Genomic DNA, 17,024 nt, shown 5'->3' with positions numbered 1-17,024 from the left:
AATCGATGAAAAAGATTTTTAGAAATATAATGACGCTGATGATCGTTCCTTTCATGCTGATGACCTCGGCATGCGAATCAATGGACGATACCAATGTGGATCCAACCCGTATGAATACTGCTAATGCTGGAAGTTTTTTGGATCCTCTCATTTATGGTATGGGCACTTACACCTGGACCCGATACAATAGCTGGACCTTCCAGTTGATGCAGTGCCTTGTAACAACAAACTCCACCAGCGGTGTGGGCTGGTTCAACATCAGTGATACGGCAGGTGATGGCGTCTGGACCAATTATTACAAATGGAATACCAATGCCAAGGCCATCTATGACGAAGCCGTGAAAGTGGGAGATCCGAACTATCAGGCAATTGCATTGACCCTCAGATGCTGGATATTTGAGAACACGACAGATGCCTTCGGTGATATTCCTGTACAGGAATCATGCCGTGGTGAGGAACAGCTCTACTATCCAAAGTTTGAGTCTCAGACTGATGTCTACAGGTTTATCATCGACAGCTTGGATGTGGCGAACAGCATATATAATCTCAAAAAAGGTTTGCAGTTCAATACCAATGGTGACAAGATGTATTGCAGCAGCGGTTCTGACTTGCAGGGCATCCTGAAATGGAAGAAGTTTACCAACTCCTTGCGTTTGCGCGCTTTGCTGCGTGTCATAGATTCCAAGGAATTGGGTGATTTGGCCAAGGCTGAGTTGAAGAAGATGTTGGCAGATCCTACTACTTATCCGGTTTTTGAATCGAATGATGACAATGCTAAGGTACATATCTCAGGAATTGCTCCTGATGAAGCTCCAATGACACGTCCATCAGACCTTTCTGCCTACAAGTCACTTTCTGCATTTTTCATCGATCGTCTTCAGGATTGGAAGGATCCTCGTCTGGAAGTGTTTGCAACTCAGGCTACCAATAAGGATCCTCAAACCGGTCAAGAGGTTACTTCCTTTATCGGTTTGCCTAGTGGTTATGATGTGGAGCCTACATTTACTGCTTCTTCTCCAAATGCGGCAAATCTGGCCACAGCGCCACAGGATATACAGTGTCTCACCTATGCAGAGGTACTCTTCATCAAGGCAGAGTTGGCACAACGCGGTCTTATCTCTGATGATGCCAAGCTGCTCTATGAAAAAGCTGTTGCTGCAGCTATTACGCAATGGGGAGTTGAGGTTCCTGACGGGTATTTTGATAACGGGAAGGCAGCGTATGATGGAACGCTTCGCCGCATCATGGAACAGAAGTTCTATGCACTCTTCTTTATTGATTTCCAGCAATGGTTTGAGTATAATCGTACCGGTTATCCTGATGTACCGAAAGGTCCAGGTGTAGATGCTTCATTGCATATGCCATATCGTTTCAAATACCCAGCTATCTTGCAACGTATGAATCGTGAACATTATTTGGAGGCTGTGAAATCGATGGGTGGTGATGATTTCAATACCCGACTGATCTGGCAGAAGAGACCAGAATTATAATTGATTAGATGTTTAATGAAAGGATTGAAAAAATGAAAGTAAGACTATTTTTGATTGCAGCGCTTCTGATGGGTACTATTGCCCACATGGCTGCACAGGACAAGAAAGAGTTTACGCTCGAAGTATATGGTGGGGAGATTCCCAATGTCAAGCCAGCTTTTGATGAAGAGCATTTCTTAGGTGGTGAGATTACCAAGAAATGGAATACTTTCCTCTGTAACTATACCCACACCTATGAGGTAGAGGTGGGGTTGAGTTCTTCAGGAACAGAATTTAGAAAGCCGGCTGTCTTCAAGGCCGTGGAGCGTGTTAACAAATATGTAAAGAAGAGCTATAAGTCGCAGCATATGACCAAAGAGGAGGCAATTCGAATCATGAGTCATGTACTGGATTGTGCCAACATCATCTGCCTGGAGAGTGATACTGCAGCCTTGGAGGAGGCTGCCGGTGATGCCAATACTGCAGAAGAGGCTTTGGCTTTCTTTGACCATATTAAATTGATAAATGTTTAGTTTTTAGCGTGATGAATAAAAATCTGAGTAAAATTCTGTTGTTAGCGTCTATTGGGGCCATGCCATTGGGTATGGCTGCCCAACAAGCTTCTTCTTTTGTTTTTTCCGGTAAGGTAAAAGACATCAAGGGTAAGGGGATTGCCGGGGTGGTTGTAAACAATGGCCGAAGTTTTGTGCAAACCAATTCTCTTGGAGAATGGACATTGCCTACTGATACCAATGTCTGCAAGTTCGTCAGTATATCCACTCCTTCATCCTATGTGCTTCCCTGCCAGAAGAGCCTTGCTAAAGGCTTTTACGTTCGCGTGGATGAACTTGTAAAAGATCACAGCCGACATGATTTCATTTTGGAGAAGAGGAAAAAGTTATCTGATAAGTTTTATTATATTGCCATCTCTGATCCTCAGGTAAAGAATGAGCATGACATGAAGCGTTGGAAGCAGGAATCTATCCGCGATTTGAAGGGCTATGTGGATACCCTGAGCCGAGAGAGAGAGGTAGTGGCCAATACCTTGGGAGATTTAGTATTTGACAGTATGAACCTGTATGGTGAATATGCCGCCTCATTTGATGGCATCAAAATGACTACCTTCCAATGTATAGGCAATCATGATTTCGACAAGCGTTATCAGGATTTGCATAATATGACACTTGGTACACCTGTATATGGAGAGCAATATTATCACCGTTTTTTCGGACCTGTCAATTATTCCTACAACATAGGTAAAGTACACGTAGTTACGTTGAAGAATATAAATTACGTGGGTCACAAGAAGTATATAGAGGCTATTACGGATGCTGATTTAGACTGGCTGAAGCATGATTTGAGTTTTGTACCGAAGGGCTCTTTGGTCTTCCTCAATATGCATGCGGCTGGTTGGAATAGCACAGAGGGTGAGGGCAATGTTCGCAATGCAGAGGAGTTGGCCGATGCCCTAAAGGATTATCAGGTACATGTCTTGACTGGTCATACTCATTATTTCCAGAACAATGTCATGGATGCTCAACTTTTGGAACACAATATTGGTGCCGCCTGTGGTGCCTGGTGGAAGAGTCAGGTTAATCGCTGTGGAGCGCCTAATGGTTATCTGGTGATGGATGTGGATGGGAATCAGCTGAAATGGCATTATAAATCCACAGGTCATAGCATTGATTATCAGATGCGTGTTTATGGTAAAGGTAATATGTTGAGTCAGCCTCAATATGTAGTGGTAAATGTTTGGGATTGGGATCCAAGCTGCAAGGTTGAATGGCTGCAGGACGGACAAGCCATGGGTGAGATGGAGAAGTTTGTTGATGTAGATGAAGCCTATGCTGCGAGCAAAGGACATAAGGAAGGTCTTACTGCTACCGGGCATCTGTTTAGAGCCTTGCCTTCTTCTGATGCCAAGAATATTACGGTGGTATTCACCAATCATTTTGGAGAGAAATATGAGCAAACTGTTCTGATTTCAAATCCAAAAGTTAAGACTCAGATAATAGCACATCGTGGGTATTGGGATACGAAAGGTTCGGCCCAAAACTCGATAGCTTCTTTGCGTAAGGCTGCAGATGCCAAGGTTTACGGTTCTGAATGTGATCTGCATATCACTGCTGACAGTGTTATCATTGTCAACCATGACCCGAAAATCAATGATTTGATCATTGCTGATTCAAAGTATGCTGATTTGAAAATACAACTTCTAAAAAATGGAGAAGAAGTATCAACCTTAGAGCAATATTTAAATGAGTTGAAGAATCATCCTGCAATAAAACTGATTCTTGAAATCAAAAGACAACCTTTACAGTGCGACGAAGATCGTCTTACTCGCAAAACGGTGGAGATGGTGAATCGTATGGGCTTGACCAAACAGGTGGAGTATATCTCTTTCAGTTCTGCAGCTTGTGCATTGGTTCGTCAGTTGGATTCTAATGCTGTTATTTATTATGTTAATGGCAATTATACACCAGCTGAAGTGAAGAAACTTGGTTATCAAGGTATTGATTATAGTTATAAGATACTTTTCAAGCATCCTGAGTGGATTAAAGAAGCTCATGAATTGGGATTGAAGGTAAATGGATGGACTTCTGATGATGATGTTATCATCAAGAAGCTCATTGAAATGAATGTTGATTTCATTACTACCAATAAGCCGGTAGAGGCAGAGAAACTGGCAAGGAAGTTCTGATAGCTTCATCAGTACCTGGTTCATAACAGGCATTTATATGGTACAGGATGGAGTTGTAGTATTTAGAACAATCATAATGTTTGGAATACAACGGATAGTAAATTGATTAGTTTATTTCTTAAATCGGTGAGCCATCAGTAAAACTGGTGGCTTTTTTAGTACTGTGCAGATAGGATGCACTGAAAATTTGTACTTTTGTGGCAAATTATTGAGTAATTTGTGACGTAGTATCTTATTTTTGTACTTTTACAGGCTGAAAACGGATACTATTATCCGCTAACATTAATTGAACTACCCACAAGCTAAAGACTTGTAGGATTCCGACTTCATCAAGGAATGCTTGCAAGCAAGTCTTACGCCCTTTCCATCAGTGTAATCGACAGTTCCTGCCGATATATTTCTTAAACCTTCATCAAGTATATTTTTTTCTACATTCAGGTCACGGTCTATTAACTCACCGCAATTTGGGCAAGTATAGTAGCATCATCATTCTTGATCCTGTTCCTGCTAAGATGCGTGATTACTGCAAGATTTCAAAAGAGTTGAAGTCTGATGGTAGTAATGTAGCTGGCGTTTTATGTGCATTGGCACCTGAGGAAAAGAAGAAGGTGGAAGCACTGGTGTCTAGCTATGTTCGACCACTTCCTGAGCGTGATATTAACAAGGTGATATCTGAGCCTGTTAGCCTGATTAAGTCGGATGACATGCTTTATTATTATGAGGATTGGAATCCCGAACAACCTGTTGATGCAAGAGGTATGAGTGATGGTACGCTTCGTTTTATAGCGATTGTCGTAGCTCTTTTGGCGGTTGCACCTCATAGTTTATTGCTTATCGAAGAGGTGGATAATGGCTTGCATCCTTCTCGTGCTAAGGAGTTGGTTGATATGTTGAAGGACTTGTCACGACAGCGCCAGGTTGATGTGCTCTGTACGACGCATAATCCAGTTTTGTTAGATGAGTTAGGCAACAAGATGATTCCGTTTGTCAGCTATGTTACCCGTGATGAGAATGGTGATAGTCATGTCAATCTCTTGGAAGAAAAAGAGAATCTAACCAAATTGATGGCTTCAGGAACAATTGGTAGAATGATGGTTAACGATAAAATATAATGAGAAAGGTATTGGTGATTGATACGAGTGTACTTTACGTTTGGCTCAAAGTATCAGGAAAGGAAACTTGTGGTCCAAGCAATGCCTTGGTTACATACGAGAAGGTCTCAGAGAAAATAGAGGAAGAAAAGAAGAAAGGAACAACCTTTATCCTGCCACTGGCAACGATCATTGAGACAGAAAATCATATAGCTCATTCTTCAGGAGACAGAATGTCATTAGGTGAGGAATTTGCTCAAATCATGATCGATTCGGCTGATGAGAAATCACCATGGGCTACATTTACTGAACAAAGCAGTTTGTGGAATCCTGAAAACTTAAAAAAGTTGGCAGAGAAGTGGAAGATCACTGTTATAGGAGGGCAAGCTTTAGGCGATGCTTCTATTGTTGAGGTGGTAAAATATTATACAGATTTAGGATATGAAGTTGAAAGCTTTACAGGTGATGAAGACTTGAAAGCTTACGAGCCTACGGTTGAAATACCTTGGAGAAGAAGAAAGTAAAGACGTTAACGAATAAAAATATCCATGTGAATCGTTCAATATTTCACATGGATATTCTGTTTTGACAGTATCATATATGTGATACTATTATTGCAAGTAAGGAATGGCAAACTTCACCAGACAATATCCACCTCCAATGAGCCAGCAATAAAGAATGGCAGCCAAGAGGAAAGGCTTAATGCCAGCTTTCTTGAATTTGTCAAAGCTTGTTTCGGCTCCCAATGCTGCCATGGACATGGTCAGGAGGAAGGTGTCCAGTTGGTTAATCCAATCCACTATGCTTTCCGGAAGCAAATCAAGAGAATTGAATCCGATCACTACCAGGAAGAGAATGGCAAACCATGGAATGCTGATTTTAGGCTTGTTGGTATCAGTATTTTCCAGATTATCTCTTTTGGCAACATCCCTTGCAACGGTCCATGCAATCACCAGTAATACCGGTACCAGCATCATCACCCTTATCATCTTCACAATGATGGCATTGTTGCTCACCTCGGCTCCCATGGCATTGGCTGCACCTACCACATGGGCTACTTCATGAACGGTGGAACCCGTAAAGAGTCCCATCATATCTGGTGATAGGTCAAAGATGCCAGCCCTGTAGAGAATAGGGTAGAGGAACATGGATAATGTTCCAAAGATGACTACGGTGGCTACGGCTACTGCCGTCTTGTAAGGCTTCGGACGAATGGCCCCATCTATACCCAATACTGCAGCAGCTCCACAGATGGCACTTCCGCAAGCGGTGAGCAGTGCGATGCTGCGGTCAATTTTCAGGAGTCTTCCCACCAGGATTCCCAAACCGATGGTGCCGCATACGATGATGGCATCCATTACGATGGCAGAGAAGCCCACAGCCATCACATCCTGGAAGGTGAGCTTGAAACCATAAAGGATGATGCCTGTGCGGAGGATTCGCTTGCTGCAAAACTTGATGCCCGGTACCCAGGTATCAGGCAGGTTGTTACGTAAACTATTGGCATAGAGCATACCAATGATGATGCCCACTACCATGGGGCTAAACGAAAGAGCTTTCACACAGTCCATGCCACCGATGTAGAAAGCAGCGCATGCGAAGAGCGCGATGAGCAATACGCCATGCAGCATACTGCTCCTTTGTTCTGATAATCTCATATTTTTCTTTTTTTGTCGGTTATTCGCTTTTGAAAAGCGGGTGCAAAGGTACGAAAAATCATGAGATGTTGTATATACATAATAACTATACGTTATAATCTTTAGTTATAAATCTCTTGAATGTCTGCTGGAGTTTAGCGGTCTCGCCCCTCTTCTCAACAAATAGAAATTCTCGTTCCATCTTCAGATTCTCAATTTCCAGAACCTTGAATACTTGTTCATAGATACTCCTGTAGATGGCTCTTATGCTGATGATACCCATGCTTAAGGAATGTTCCACGAAATGCTTGATGCCCTCTGTGGTTCCCAGATTCATCTCAATGTTCAGATCAGAAAGAGCAATGCCGTTTTCCTGCAGGGCTTTTTGGATGACATCCAAGGTTCCGGAACCTAATTCACGCAGTACAATCGGTGTCTGCCTGAGAAGATTCAAAGAAATCTCATCTTGCTGGGCTAGGGGATTGGAACAATGTACGAACGCCACCAGCTCATCTTTCATGAAAGGAGTGTATTTAAAGGTGGGCTGCCGCTTGATGCCTTCCACCATACCCAGATCTATCCTTCCTGCAGCAAGCGCATCCTCTATCTCATGAGAATTTCCGCTGAGCAGGGTAATACGAATGTCGGGGTATAGTTTCCTGAATTCAGCAATCAGTTCGGGGAGAACATATTGTGAGATGGTGGTACTGGCTCCGATGCGCAGTTCGCCACCTGATTTCTCTGTGAGCTTCTTCATGTCGAAATCGAGATTCTGATAGGCATCGATAATCTTGCAGGCATGGTCAAGCATAAGTTGTCCGGCACGGGTGAGCTGGATGCGATTGCCGATTCTGTCGAACAGTTGCACCCCATATTCCTTTTCAAGCTCTTGTATGTGCTTACTGATGGCAGGCTGACTGATGAACAGTTCGTTGGCAGCCTTAGTGAAACTCAGGAGTGTAGCCACACTTCTGAAAACTTTCAGTCTTGTATCTATCATTTTATATTCCTTTGTTATTTCAAAAATCCTCGTCAATATGATGCCGAGTGCAGCAGTCGAGTAAGTGGAGGGAATTTCACCCACCCTTCTCTCGGAACCGTGCTTGACAGTCTCCCATCACACGGCTCTTCGTACTTAACTCTTTTGTTTCTTAGTTTATATTCTTTATTAATCTAGACGTGGATAGGGTACAAAGTAGTTCATCCATCCACTAATCTGCGTATCAACTTCAGTGCTTATGTCTAGCAGACAAGCAAAAGTCTTACGATTCAGTTTCCAAGCCCTTACGGCTTCTTTAATCCTCTTCATCGACTTATTGCTTATTGCAGGGAGAAAAGCAGTAAAGTTTTGACCCGTCTTTCTGTTTCTTGCACCTCTAGGTCTGAAGGTAAAGCCTAGAAAGTCAAAGGAAGTATGCTCCGAGTCACCTCTTCGATTGCTATCCTTACAATAGACTATCTTTGTCTTCTCCTCATTCAGTTTCAATCCACATTCTTCAAAGCGTTTCATTAGAACAGCTTTCAAGAACCGGGCTTGCTTCTCCGATACGCAGTGGCAGATGGTGTCATCTGCATAACGCTCAAACGGAATCGTTGGATAGTTACGCAACATCCATTCGTCAAAGACGTAATGAAGGAACAAGTTTGCCAAAACCGGACCTATCACAGAACCTTGGGGAACTCCCATCGTTCGCTCTATCACTTCACCTTTCGATGTCTGATTGGGAACCTTGAGCCACCGCTCAATGTATAGAAGTACCCATTTCTCCTCTGTATGCTTGCGGATAGCCTTCATCAACAATTCATGATTGATTGTGTCAAAGAACTTACTTATGTCCATATCAAGCACCCAGGGAGTCACATAACAGCGCTCCTTAGCCTTGGCTATGGCTTGATTCGCTCCCTTGCCTGGACGATAGCCGTAGGAATCTTCCTTGAAGATAGGTTCGAGTATGGGAGTCAGTACTGATACTACTACCTGCTGCGCTATTCTATATTCAATCGTCGGTATGCCCAGAGGGCGAGTACCGCCATTGGATTTGGGTATTTCTACCAGCTTTACCGCTTTGGGAAAGTAGCATCCAGAACTCATGCGATTCCATATCTTATAAAGGTTCTTGGACATTTCTTTGTCAAATGTCTTCTGGTCAACCTTATCGATACCCGCACTGCCCTTGTTTTCCTTCACCTTGTGGTAAGCTTCCCACACCAATCGCTTGTCTATTACAAAAGGTTTTGCCTCGTTCATTGTTTCATCCTCAATTTCTTAAGTTGGACTTTAAATTTGGCTAAGCACGCTACCCCCTTCGCTCCATCCCCATTACAGAAACTTCAGCACTACTACGAGGTAGTCCGCCACAGACATGGACATCAGTACTTTCTGCCTTGCGTGTCACGGCTCTCAGCATTTTCCCTTAGCATTCCATGTCTATTTCTCCTGTTCCTCCAAAGAGCCCATGTCAAGTTCATGCCATCTCTACACCGCACACCCAGCAGACAGTAAACAGGTTTCCTCTGCCATTATCCCAAGATGAAGAATAGACCTTAGTTCTGATGTGACTTGCTAACTTTGCTAACGATGCGTCATCAATGGTTCACTTGCGTTCATCTCCTTGACACATAACTTACCAACCTTACGGAAGGCTTTCAATTGTCGTTCACTACCCATCTGTTTCCATCAGAGCAGCACAAAGTGGTTTGCAATCAGCACCTGCATGCCGAATGCGGTGGGGCTGCCACCATCTCTTTAGAAGTTACGACAGAAATTTATCAAATATAGCCAATATCAGACTTCATTCTGTCTCAGGACACACAATCTTCTGCAAAGATAACAAAATTCTAGAAATCACTCGCTGGTTTCGCCTAAAAATAGTAACTTTGCACCCAACAAAAAGAAAACAAAGACATTATGAACATGAAGAATATCCATTTGGCCTATTTTAGTGCCACTTTCTCCACCAAACGTATCGTTCGTGAGATAGCATCCCAGTTTCAGAAGCCTGTCATTGAGTATGACATTACCTCAGACGTGCTGAAGGATGATGTCTCGCTGGGAAGTGATGGCGATCTGCTGATAGTGGGCGTACCTTCCTATGCTGGTAGAGTCCCGGAAATGGCAGTTCGCTCTTTGAGACGTTTTCTTGGAAACAATACCCCAGCCATCATCGTATCAGTCTATGGAAACAGAGCATATGATGATACGCTCATAGAACTGAAGGATCTGATGGAATCCCACGGCTTCAAGTTGCTCTCAGCAGCAGCCGTCATAGCCCAGCATTCTATATTTCCCAAGATAGCAGAAGGAAGACCTAATGCGGATGATATGGAGAAACTCCATGATTTTGCTTCAAAGAGTAGGGAACTTCTACTCCAGATACCAAAGATGTCAGCAGTCAGCCGACTGATGGTAAATGGAAATCGCCCTTATCGTGATACCAAGCCTATTCCTCTGCATCCAGAAGGAAGTAAGGGAAAATGTACATCCTGCCATGCCTGTGTGAAAATGTGCCCTGTCGGAGCCATCACTATGGGGGAACCCTACAAGACCAACGAAAAGAAATGCATCTCTTGCGGACGCTGTGTCGTGGTCTGTCCTGAGCAAGCCCGACTTTTCGGTGGCCTGCTGTATAAGGCTGTCAGCTGGAAATTCGAGAAAGCGTATTCGGAACCTAAGCAGCCTGAATTTTTCTATGTGAATGTTTAAAGAATCAGATAGCAATGAGTAGATACAAGAATATCGTCTTCGATGTAGGAAGTGTATTGGTGAACTGGATGCGCATGAACCTGTATACCACTCTTTTCAATGGGAATAAGGCATAAGCATTGTTGTCTGAGTAAATGTTCAATACATGCCTACGTGATGTCTTAATCCATTTCGCAGGAACAGAGATGAACTTGAAAACAAAGGTCTTGATTCTGCTGGTGGCACGCAATCCAAATTCATGGGTTTTCAATCTCTGCATAATAGCTTTGTAGAAGTTTCTGATGAGAGCTGTCATAAGCAGGAATACAATATTCTGTGCCATGAACGATTTTGGCAATCGATTCCAGCCAAAGCCATTGTTCATGTCATCGAAGATGCGTTCCTTGCCACCACGAAGATTGTTTTTATTTTGCAACACTAAGATAAGTGAAATTTCTGACATGGCAAAATCCTGAGCAACTTTTTGTTGCTCAGGTGCTTATAAAAAATATTAAATTATAGTGTTGCGGAAATTAGGATATAGTGATTCTTCTCAATAGGGTGTACTGCAAACATTCTATTTACCATAAGACCTCTTATAATGAAAGTGGGGGTGAAAGCAAGTTCCCGAAAGAGGATGAAAAAAATCTTGCTGCTGCAATCCAGTTGCCTAGCCAATTCCTCTACATTCATCCTTGCCATTTCTTCGGCCAAGACATTGGCAACTGATTGGAAGAGTGGCACGGAGATAGGCTTCCTGTCTGCCTTATCAAACATGATTTTTGCATTTGCCTATAATATCTGCATAATAATCTATCTTTTATTTTTTGAACATCAATAATCAGTAGTTGTACAAACTTAGAATAGAACCATTTATGCCTTCTCCTTCATAATCTCCAGAAAGCGGAAGTTGATTGCAGATATTGCAGATTTCTGCATCATCCAAATGCTCTGTTAACTCCAGATGAAATCCCCAACTGGTAGCGTGCAAATCCCAGACACCATAACCGCATGCGTTGACTGCTGTAATGATGGTATCTTGAAGTTGCCATATTTCCGTGAAGTCTCTCATCCTTTCTTTACCACCCACTTAAAGTTTTCCTTTCCTGCTCCTATTTCAAAGTGAAGCTTGGCAATGCCGAGGTCCATCTTGGTATATCCTACCATTGAGAAGCCTCTCTTGGCAATAACTTTGGGTTTACAACCAACTTTTGTACCTTTCTGGTCTTGCAGGAAGAATGAGAACTTCTGCTGATTGATGGCAGTGGGAGCAAGAAGAGCTGCTTCCACGCCCTTTCGGAACCATGAAGGAGAGTTGCTGGTTGCATTGCTCACCTGTTCCATGGTCTTGATTTTGTGACTAACCCCTTGTGACTCTCCGTATCCCAAGGCAATCATGCATGTCAACTTCTCCCCTTTTTCAATCTTGTAGGCTCCATTCACCTTGCGATAGCTTAATCCTGCCCAGCAGGTATTGAGTCCTAGAGCTTGGGCAAGCAGCACAAGCTGTTCGCCATAATAGCCAATACGCTCATCAAGATTGTCAGCTTTTTGCCCAGCCATTACAAGATAGTTCTCCACGCCATGGAATTTTCCATATGACATAATGCCGGAGAATGCCTTGGTTTCTTGGGTAACCAGTTGTATGTGAAGGCCACCCTCTTTGTTGCACTCCAAGATTTTTTCTTCAAGTGCTCTAACTACCTCAGTTGAAAGAGGTTTGTGTATGTACTTTCGTACACTATGTCTTTGTTTGATAGCTTCTTCTATAGTCATGATTTCTATAATGAATTGTGCATGCAAAGTTAAGAAAAAAACAATATTCAAAGGCAAAAAACCAAGAAAAATCTCAGAAACTTATAATTTTTTATAAAAAGAATAATATATTATACCTTTTCTTGCGTAATCTAGATTCTTTTGTTAACTTTGCAGGAAAAGTACAATATAATACACTACTTGGTATGAAAATTCAAGAAGTAATGAAATTGCAGCGTAAGGCCTTGGGGATAACCCAGCAAGACCTCGCTGACATGTCTGAGATAGCCATTTCTACCATCAAGAAAATAGAGAGCGGTAAAGGCAACCCTTCCCTATCGACGGTTGAAAAAATCATGGATATCCTTGGCATGGAGGTTAAATATGAGATTCGTCAAACCGTTTTAATATAGTAGGATATGAGAAAAGCTATCGGTTTTGGACGGTAAGTTGAAACATACCTATTTCAAATCGTCCAAGAAAGAATTCAAAGATTCAATCGTAAATCAGAATGAGAATCATGAAATTGACATATATCTTTCATAGTGGTTTTGCAGTGGAGACCCAATCCTGCGTATTGGTCTTCGATTATTGGATGGATCCCGCCGATTGTATGCCGGTGATTCTGTCCAAGGGTAAGCCTGTGTATGTACTTGTAAGTCATTTCCATGAAGATCACTTCTCTCGGGAAATCTTTTCATGGCGCCAGTGCTACCCTCATACCTCTTTTACCTATATACTCTCCAAGGATATCTTCAGACATAACAGATGCCAAAAGGACGAAGCTGACGTCTTGATGGTAAAGGGAAAATCATGGTGCGACAAAAATATAAAGATAGTTGCAGCCGGTAGTAATGATAGCGGTGTGTCTTGGATAGTAGAAGTTGCAGACAAGCGTATCTTTCATGCAGGCGATCTGAATAATTGGTACGCCAGGTTCTTGACTTCCGACTATCAGGGTGGAACCATCTGGAGCTTTGAGTTTGGCGAGATAGACCCTCAAAAAGACGAGAAGCAATATTTGGGTGAACTCAAGGACATCAGAAAAATGACTGATAGTTTTGATGTTGTGCTGTTTCCTGTAGATGGCCGCATAGGTAATGGCTATACCCGTGGTGCAAGACAGTTCATAGAGCAATTCCAGACAGGTCTGTTTGTCCCAATGCATTTTGTGGCAAGTGGTTTCAAAAGCGCCTGGCGTATGAAAGAGTTTACCGATGCTGTGCAAATTCCGTTTTGGAAGATAGCACATGAGGGCGAATCGATAGATATATGATTCTTGCTCCATGAAGGGTGGTAATCATTCCAGGACTAGCAAGGCAAGAGATACGACAAGATTATAAACATAGAATGACATAATTAACAATGAATCCAATTGATATAGCACTCCGTATAGCAACGTCAGCCCATGCCGGTCAACTTGATCGCGATGGCTATCCTGTTATTCTTCATCCACTCACAGTGGGCTTGATGGGCCATGCAGACGAGGAAAAGATGACAGGCTTTCTGCATGATGTGGTAGAAGATACCTCCTACTCCTTTGAGGATTTGCTTCATGAAGGTATTCCCACAGGTGTAGTGAATGCCCTTCGCATCCTTACACATCAGCCGGGAACTGATTATTTCGATTATGTGCAGAGCATTATCGATTCTCAAAATCCCATTGCACTTCAAGTAAAGTACAATGACCTCCAACATAACTTTCAGAGAGGTAAGGCCTACCCAGACCTTCAGAAGAAACATGGCAAGGCACTGGAAATGATAAAGGCAGCCATCGAAAAATGCTCTCAGGTTGACATCTATCATGCGCCTGAAGACTGCAGTATAGAGGTTGGCATCTTTGCCTGCGGATGTTTCTGGGGCGCGCAACATCAGTTTCAGAAACAGCCCGGTGTACTCAATACCCTGGCAGGATATACCGGCGACAAAGAGGCTTTTCCTTCCTATGCCGATGTACGAGGGCACAAGACGCACCACGTAGAGGCCGTCATCGTGGAGTTCAATCCCCAACAGGTTTCATATGAGAGCTTATGTAAACTCTTCTTCGAGATTCACGACCCGGCACAGACCGATGGTGTTGGTCCTGATTTGAGGCCACAATACCGCAGCTGTATCTTCTATCGTAATGAATCTCAGAAGCAGACAGCCGAACATGTGACGGAACTTCTCCGTAGTAAGGGTGACGAGGTCAATACCTTGCTCCTGCCAGAGGAGACATTCTACATTGGTGAGGCCTACCACCAGCATTATTATGAAAAAACAGATGGTGAGCCTTATTGCCATCTGAGAACGAAGAAATTCTGAGAAGTAATTTTCAGCAAAATATCAGAGAGGTAAATAAAGCATTTGTAGTTGATAAATCATTGATTAACAATAAAACAATATCCTATGAAACTTAACAAAATCCATCATGTAGCCGTGATTTGCTCCGACTATGAGAAATCCAAGCATTTCTATACAGATGTGCTCGGAATGAAGATTGTAAGTGAAAACTATCGTGAAGGACGCGACTCCTGGAAGGCAGACTGCTTTCTTGGTGACACGTATGTCATAGAACTGTTCTCTTTCCCTAACCCACCTGCACGTCCTTCTTATCCGGAAGCAGCTGGACTGCGTCATCTTGCTTTTGAGGTGGATGAGCTTTCGGTGGCTATAGATGAACTTGACAATAAAGGTATCGCTCATGAACCCATCCGTACAGATGAATATACAGGCAAGCGATTTGTATTCTTCAGTGACCCAGATGGTTTGCCGATAGAACTGTATGAAAAATAAGAATCTGTTCAATCGTGTCTGATATAATGCAGCAAGTAAGTATCCAATATTACAGTTCGCCTTGTGGAGAAATCATCCTGGCATCGGTGGACGATGAATTGTGCCTTTGTGATTGGAATGAAATGCCATGTTCAGAGCGCAATAAGCTTCGGCTTTCGCGGTATATGAAGGCAGTGTTCAAGATAGAAACATCCCCTATCCTGGAACTGTCCAAGAAGCAGCTGAATGAATATTTCACCGGCAGCCGCAGGACATTCGATATTCCGTTGCACCCTATAGGAACCGATTTTCAGAAAAAAGTATGGGGTGCATTGCTCAACATCCCCTACGGAGAAACAAGGAGCTATAAGGAAATAGCCATAAGTATGGGTAACCCCAATGGCACAAGAGCCGTGGCAGGTGCCATCGGAGCTAATGGCATCAGCATTTTCATTCCCTGCCATCGTGTTATCGGAAGCAATCATCTCCTTACAGGTTTTGCCGGAGGATTGGATGCAAAGAGAAGGTTATTAGAGATTGAAGCAGAACAAAAACAACATAATGTTGATTTTCAAATAAGAAAATAAAAAAGACAAAAAATAAAAGAAATGAACATCAAGTCAATAGGCAGTAAAATCAAGGGAAATCCTACGATGGTAGAGGGTACGGTGTATTCCATGCTCATCATCTGTAGCATTTCCCATTTCCTGAACGATATGATTCAGTCGATTATCCCTTCCATCTATCCGATTGTGAAGGATAAGTTCGACTTCTCGTTTGCACAGATAGGCATCATCACGCTGGTTTTCCAGATGACATCTTCTATCCTGCAACCTTTCACAGGACTCTATGCCGATAAGCATCCCCGTCCCTATGCCCTCTCCATCGGCATGTGTTTCACATTGGTGGGCCTGCTCCTGCTGGCTTTCGCCGAGAATTATTTTCTGATTCTTCTGGCTGTAAGTGTCATAGGTCTGGGTTCGTCTGTGTTTCATCCCACGGCTTCGAGAGTGGCACAGATGGCATCGGGAGGTAAGAAGAGTCTGGCACAATCCATCTTCCAGGTGGGTGGCAATGGCGGTTCGGCAGTAGGACCACTGCTGGCAGCCATCATCATCCTGCCTTTCGGACAGCATGCCATTTCCTGGTTTGCCCTTGCAGCCTTGCTTGCCGCCATCATCATGGTAAGATTGGGAGTCTGGTATAAGGCACGACTGACTTACGTGGTGAACCATCCCCAGAAACAGCCCCTTCTTAATACCCATATCTCTAAAAGGGTGAAGTATTGGGCTCTGTTTATCCTCATCATGCTCGTGTTCTCCAAGTATTTCTATACGGCATGCATTACGAGTTACTTCACCTTCTTCCTGATGGATAAGTTCGGCGTATCGGTACAGACCTCGCAGCTGTGCCTCTTCGTATTCCTTGCCGCCTTTGCTATAGGTACGGTGGCAGGAGGAATGCTAGGTGACAAGTTTGGCAGAAAGTATGTCATCTGGTTCTCCATTCTGGGAGCAGCACCTTTCGCCATCGCCATGCCTTTCGTCAACTTCACGTGGACCATCATCTTTACCTTCCTGTCAGGATTGATCATTGCCTCGGCTTTCTCTTCCATCGTGGTATATGCCACCGACCTGATGCCAGATAAAGTGGGATTGATAGCAGGCATTTTCTTCGGCCTGATGTTCGGACTGGGAGGACTTGGTTCAGCGTTCTTCGGCTGGTTAGCCGACAAGACCAGTATTGAGTTTATCTTCCAGGTGAGTGCCTTCCTGCCATTGCTCGGCATCATAGCAGGATTCTTGCCGAATACCCAGAAGAGAAGCGTTGAAGAAACTGATGAAAACGCAAAGTAAATGAAAGACTTTGATTTTAAATAATTGTATAAGAGAGTATTAAAAATGGAACAAGAAGAAAAGAAATAGAAATCTCAAG

General features: G+C 43.2%; 17 protein-coding genes and 1 pseudogene. 12 read left to right on the top strand and 6 right to left on the bottom strand.

The genetic code is table 11. From position 1 onward, the window contains the following. The first annotated feature begins 5 nt into the window (after window positions 1-5). From KUA48_RS15260 to KUA48_RS15240, 5 genes are all read left to right on the top strand, one after another. Entirely contained in the window at window positions 6-1,490 is a 1,485-nt protein-coding gene (locus KUA48_RS15260; protein ID WP_218433295.1) for a SusD/RagB family nutrient-binding outer membrane lipoprotein, read from the top strand. A gap of 32 nt (window positions 1,491-1,522) precedes the next feature. Then, window positions 1,523-2,002: a hypothetical protein gene (locus tag KUA48_RS15255; protein ID WP_218433294.1), complete on the top strand. Its 480-nt coding sequence runs from the start codon at window positions 1,523-1,525 to the stop codon at window positions 2,000-2,002. A gap of 71 nt (window positions 2,003-2,073) precedes the next feature. Continuing rightward, complete coding sequence (locus KUA48_RS15250; protein WP_256624474.1) at window positions 2,074-4,170, top strand: calcineurin-like phosphoesterase C-terminal domain-containing protein; 2,097 nt, start codon at window positions 2,074-2,076, stop codon at window positions 4,168-4,170. Between the two features lie 464 nt (window positions 4,171-4,634). After that, window positions 4,635-5,282 carry an AAA family ATPase gene (locus KUA48_RS15245; RefSeq protein ID WP_218433293.1) on the top strand — a complete coding sequence of 216 codons (648 nt, stop codon included), beginning with the start codon at window positions 4,635-4,637 and terminating at the stop codon, window positions 5,280-5,282. Then, a complete protein-coding gene (locus KUA48_RS15240; protein ID WP_218433292.1) occupies window positions 5,282-5,785 on the top strand; it encodes a hypothetical protein in 504 nt (167 codons plus the stop codon). Before KUA48_RS15245 ends, KUA48_RS15240 begins: the two co-directional genes overlap by 1 nt. 87 nt (window positions 5,786-5,872) lie before the next feature. Here the strand turns inward: KUA48_RS15240 and KUA48_RS15235 are convergent, their stop codons facing one another. From KUA48_RS15235 to ltrA, 3 genes are all read right to left on the bottom strand, one after another. Beyond that, window positions 5,873-6,919, bottom strand: coding sequence for a YeiH family protein (locus KUA48_RS15235; protein WP_153087261.1), 1,047 nt, complete (start codon window positions 6,917-6,919; stop codon window positions 5,873-5,875). A gap of 85 nt (window positions 6,920-7,004) precedes the next feature. Further along, window positions 7,005-7,898 carry a LysR family transcriptional regulator gene (locus KUA48_RS15230; RefSeq protein WP_118255738.1) on the bottom strand — a complete coding sequence of 298 codons (894 nt, stop codon included), beginning with the start codon at window positions 7,896-7,898 and terminating at the stop codon, window positions 7,005-7,007. Window positions 7,899-8,066: 168 nt separating this feature from the next. Beyond that, the gene (ltrA, locus tag KUA48_RS15225; protein ID WP_203055052.1) at window positions 8,067-9,146 is read right to left on the bottom strand and encodes a group II intron reverse transcriptase/maturase; all 1,080 of its coding nucleotides are present in this window, start codon (window positions 9,144-9,146) and stop codon (window positions 8,067-8,069) included. Between the two features lie 660 nt (window positions 9,147-9,806). Between ltrA and KUA48_RS15220 the strand changes: the two genes are divergently transcribed. Further along, window positions 9,807-10,601 (top strand): 4Fe-4S binding protein, encoded by a 795-nt coding sequence (locus KUA48_RS15220; RefSeq protein WP_153093966.1) that lies wholly within the window; start codon window positions 9,807-9,809, stop codon window positions 10,599-10,601. Window positions 10,602-10,710: 109 nt separating this feature from the next. Here the strand turns inward: KUA48_RS15220 and KUA48_RS15215 are convergent. From KUA48_RS15215 to KUA48_RS15205, 3 genes and pseudogenes are all read right to left on the bottom strand, one after another. Further along, window positions 10,711-11,001, bottom strand: a pseudogene (locus KUA48_RS15215) (IS1380 family transposase); the annotation flags it as partial. A 420-nt stretch (window positions 11,002-11,421) separates the two neighbouring features. Continuing rightward, on the bottom strand, window positions 11,422-11,652 hold the full coding sequence (locus tag KUA48_RS15210) for a hypothetical protein (RefSeq protein WP_153080474.1): 231 nt from the start codon (window positions 11,650-11,652) through the stop codon (window positions 11,422-11,424). Then, a complete protein-coding gene (locus KUA48_RS15205) occupies window positions 11,649-12,356 on the bottom strand; it encodes a nitroreductase family protein (protein ID WP_118255952.1) in 708 nt (235 codons plus the stop codon). The genes KUA48_RS15210 and KUA48_RS15205 overlap by 4 nt, the downstream gene beginning before the upstream one ends. 17 nt (window positions 12,357-12,373) lie before the next feature. Between KUA48_RS15205 and KUA48_RS15200 the strand changes: the two genes are divergently transcribed. The 6 genes from KUA48_RS15200 to KUA48_RS15175 all read left to right on the top strand — a co-directional run bounded on the left by KUA48_RS15200 (window position 12,374) and on the right by KUA48_RS15175 (window position 16,945). Next, the gene (locus KUA48_RS15200; RefSeq protein WP_203055050.1) at window positions 12,374-12,748 is read left to right on the top strand and encodes a helix-turn-helix domain-containing protein; all 375 of its coding nucleotides are present in this window, start codon (window positions 12,374-12,376) and stop codon (window positions 12,746-12,748) included. 107 nt (window positions 12,749-12,855) lie between these two features. Then, window positions 12,856-13,611: an MBL fold metallo-hydrolase gene (locus KUA48_RS15195; protein WP_153080475.1), complete on the top strand. Its 756-nt coding sequence runs from the start codon at window positions 12,856-12,858 to the stop codon at window positions 13,609-13,611. 548 nt (window positions 13,612-14,159) lie between these two features. Further along, a complete protein-coding gene (msrA, locus tag KUA48_RS15190; RefSeq protein WP_334649337.1) occupies window positions 14,160-14,639 on the top strand; it encodes a peptide-methionine (S)-S-oxide reductase MsrA in 480 nt (159 codons plus the stop codon). Window positions 14,640-14,723: 84 nt separating this feature from the next. Further along, entirely contained in the window at window positions 14,724-15,110 is a 387-nt protein-coding gene (locus KUA48_RS15185; RefSeq protein WP_118155238.1) for a VOC family protein, read from the top strand. 26 nt (window positions 15,111-15,136) lie between these two features. Continuing rightward, window positions 15,137-15,676, top strand: coding sequence for a methylated-DNA--[protein]-cysteine S-methyltransferase (locus KUA48_RS15180; protein WP_118155235.1), 540 nt, complete (start codon window positions 15,137-15,139; stop codon window positions 15,674-15,676). 21 nt (window positions 15,677-15,697) lie between these two features. Continuing rightward, window positions 15,698-16,945: an MFS transporter gene (locus KUA48_RS15175; protein WP_118255956.1), complete on the top strand. Its 1,248-nt coding sequence runs from the start codon at window positions 15,698-15,700 to the stop codon at window positions 16,943-16,945. Window positions 16,946-17,024: the final 79 nt, after the last annotated feature.

This window comes from Segatella copri (genome assembly GCF_019249795.2).
Taxonomy (GTDB): Bacteria; Bacteroidota; Bacteroidia; order Bacteroidales; family Bacteroidaceae; genus Prevotella; species Prevotella copri_B.
Note: the sequence above shows the minus strand (reverse complement) of the source record. Positions and strands in the feature narration are given on the sequence as shown.

Excerpts from the sequence above, each read along its gene's own strand:
- KUA48_RS15260 (WP_218433295.1), top strand. The coding sequence starts at position 6 with ATGAAAAAGATTTTTAGAAATATAATGACGCTGATGATCGTTCCTTTC.
- KUA48_RS15255 (WP_218433294.1), top strand. The coding sequence starts at position 1,523 with ATGAAAGTAAGACTATTTTTGATTGCAGCGCTTCTGATGGGTACTATT.
- KUA48_RS15250 (WP_256624474.1), top strand. The coding sequence starts at position 2,074 with ATGGCTGCCCAACAAGCTTCTTCTTTTGTTTTTTCCGGTAAGGTAAAA.
- KUA48_RS15240 (WP_218433292.1), top strand. The coding sequence starts at position 5,282 with ATGAGAAAGGTATTGGTGATTGATACGAGTGTACTTTACGTTTGGCTC.
- KUA48_RS15235 (WP_153087261.1), bottom strand. The coding sequence starts at position 6,919 with ATGAGATTATCAGAACAAAGGAGCAGTATGCTGCATGGCGTATTGCTC.
- KUA48_RS15230 (WP_118255738.1), bottom strand. The coding sequence starts at position 7,898 with ATGATAGATACAAGACTGAAAGTTTTCAGAAGTGTGGCTACACTCCTG.
- ltrA (WP_203055052.1), bottom strand. The coding sequence starts at position 9,146 with ATGAACGAGGCAAAACCTTTTGTAATAGACAAGCGATTGGTGTGGGAA.
- KUA48_RS15220 (WP_153093966.1), top strand. The coding sequence starts at position 9,807 with ATGAACATGAAGAATATCCATTTGGCCTATTTTAGTGCCACTTTCTCC.
- KUA48_RS15210 (WP_153080474.1), bottom strand. The coding sequence starts at position 11,652 with ATGAGAGACTTCACGGAAATATGGCAACTTCAAGATACCATCATTACA.
- KUA48_RS15205 (WP_118255952.1), bottom strand. The coding sequence starts at position 12,356 with ATGACTATAGAAGAAGCTATCAAACAAAGACATAGTGTACGAAAGTAC.
- KUA48_RS15195 (WP_153080475.1), top strand. The coding sequence starts at position 12,856 with ATGAAATTGACATATATCTTTCATAGTGGTTTTGCAGTGGAGACCCAA.
- KUA48_RS15185 (WP_118155238.1), top strand. The coding sequence starts at position 14,724 with ATGAAACTTAACAAAATCCATCATGTAGCCGTGATTTGCTCCGACTAT.
- KUA48_RS15180 (WP_118155235.1), top strand. The coding sequence starts at position 15,137 with ATGCAGCAAGTAAGTATCCAATATTACAGTTCGCCTTGTGGAGAAATC.
- KUA48_RS15175 (WP_118255956.1), top strand. The coding sequence starts at position 15,698 with ATGAACATCAAGTCAATAGGCAGTAAAATCAAGGGAAATCCTACGATG.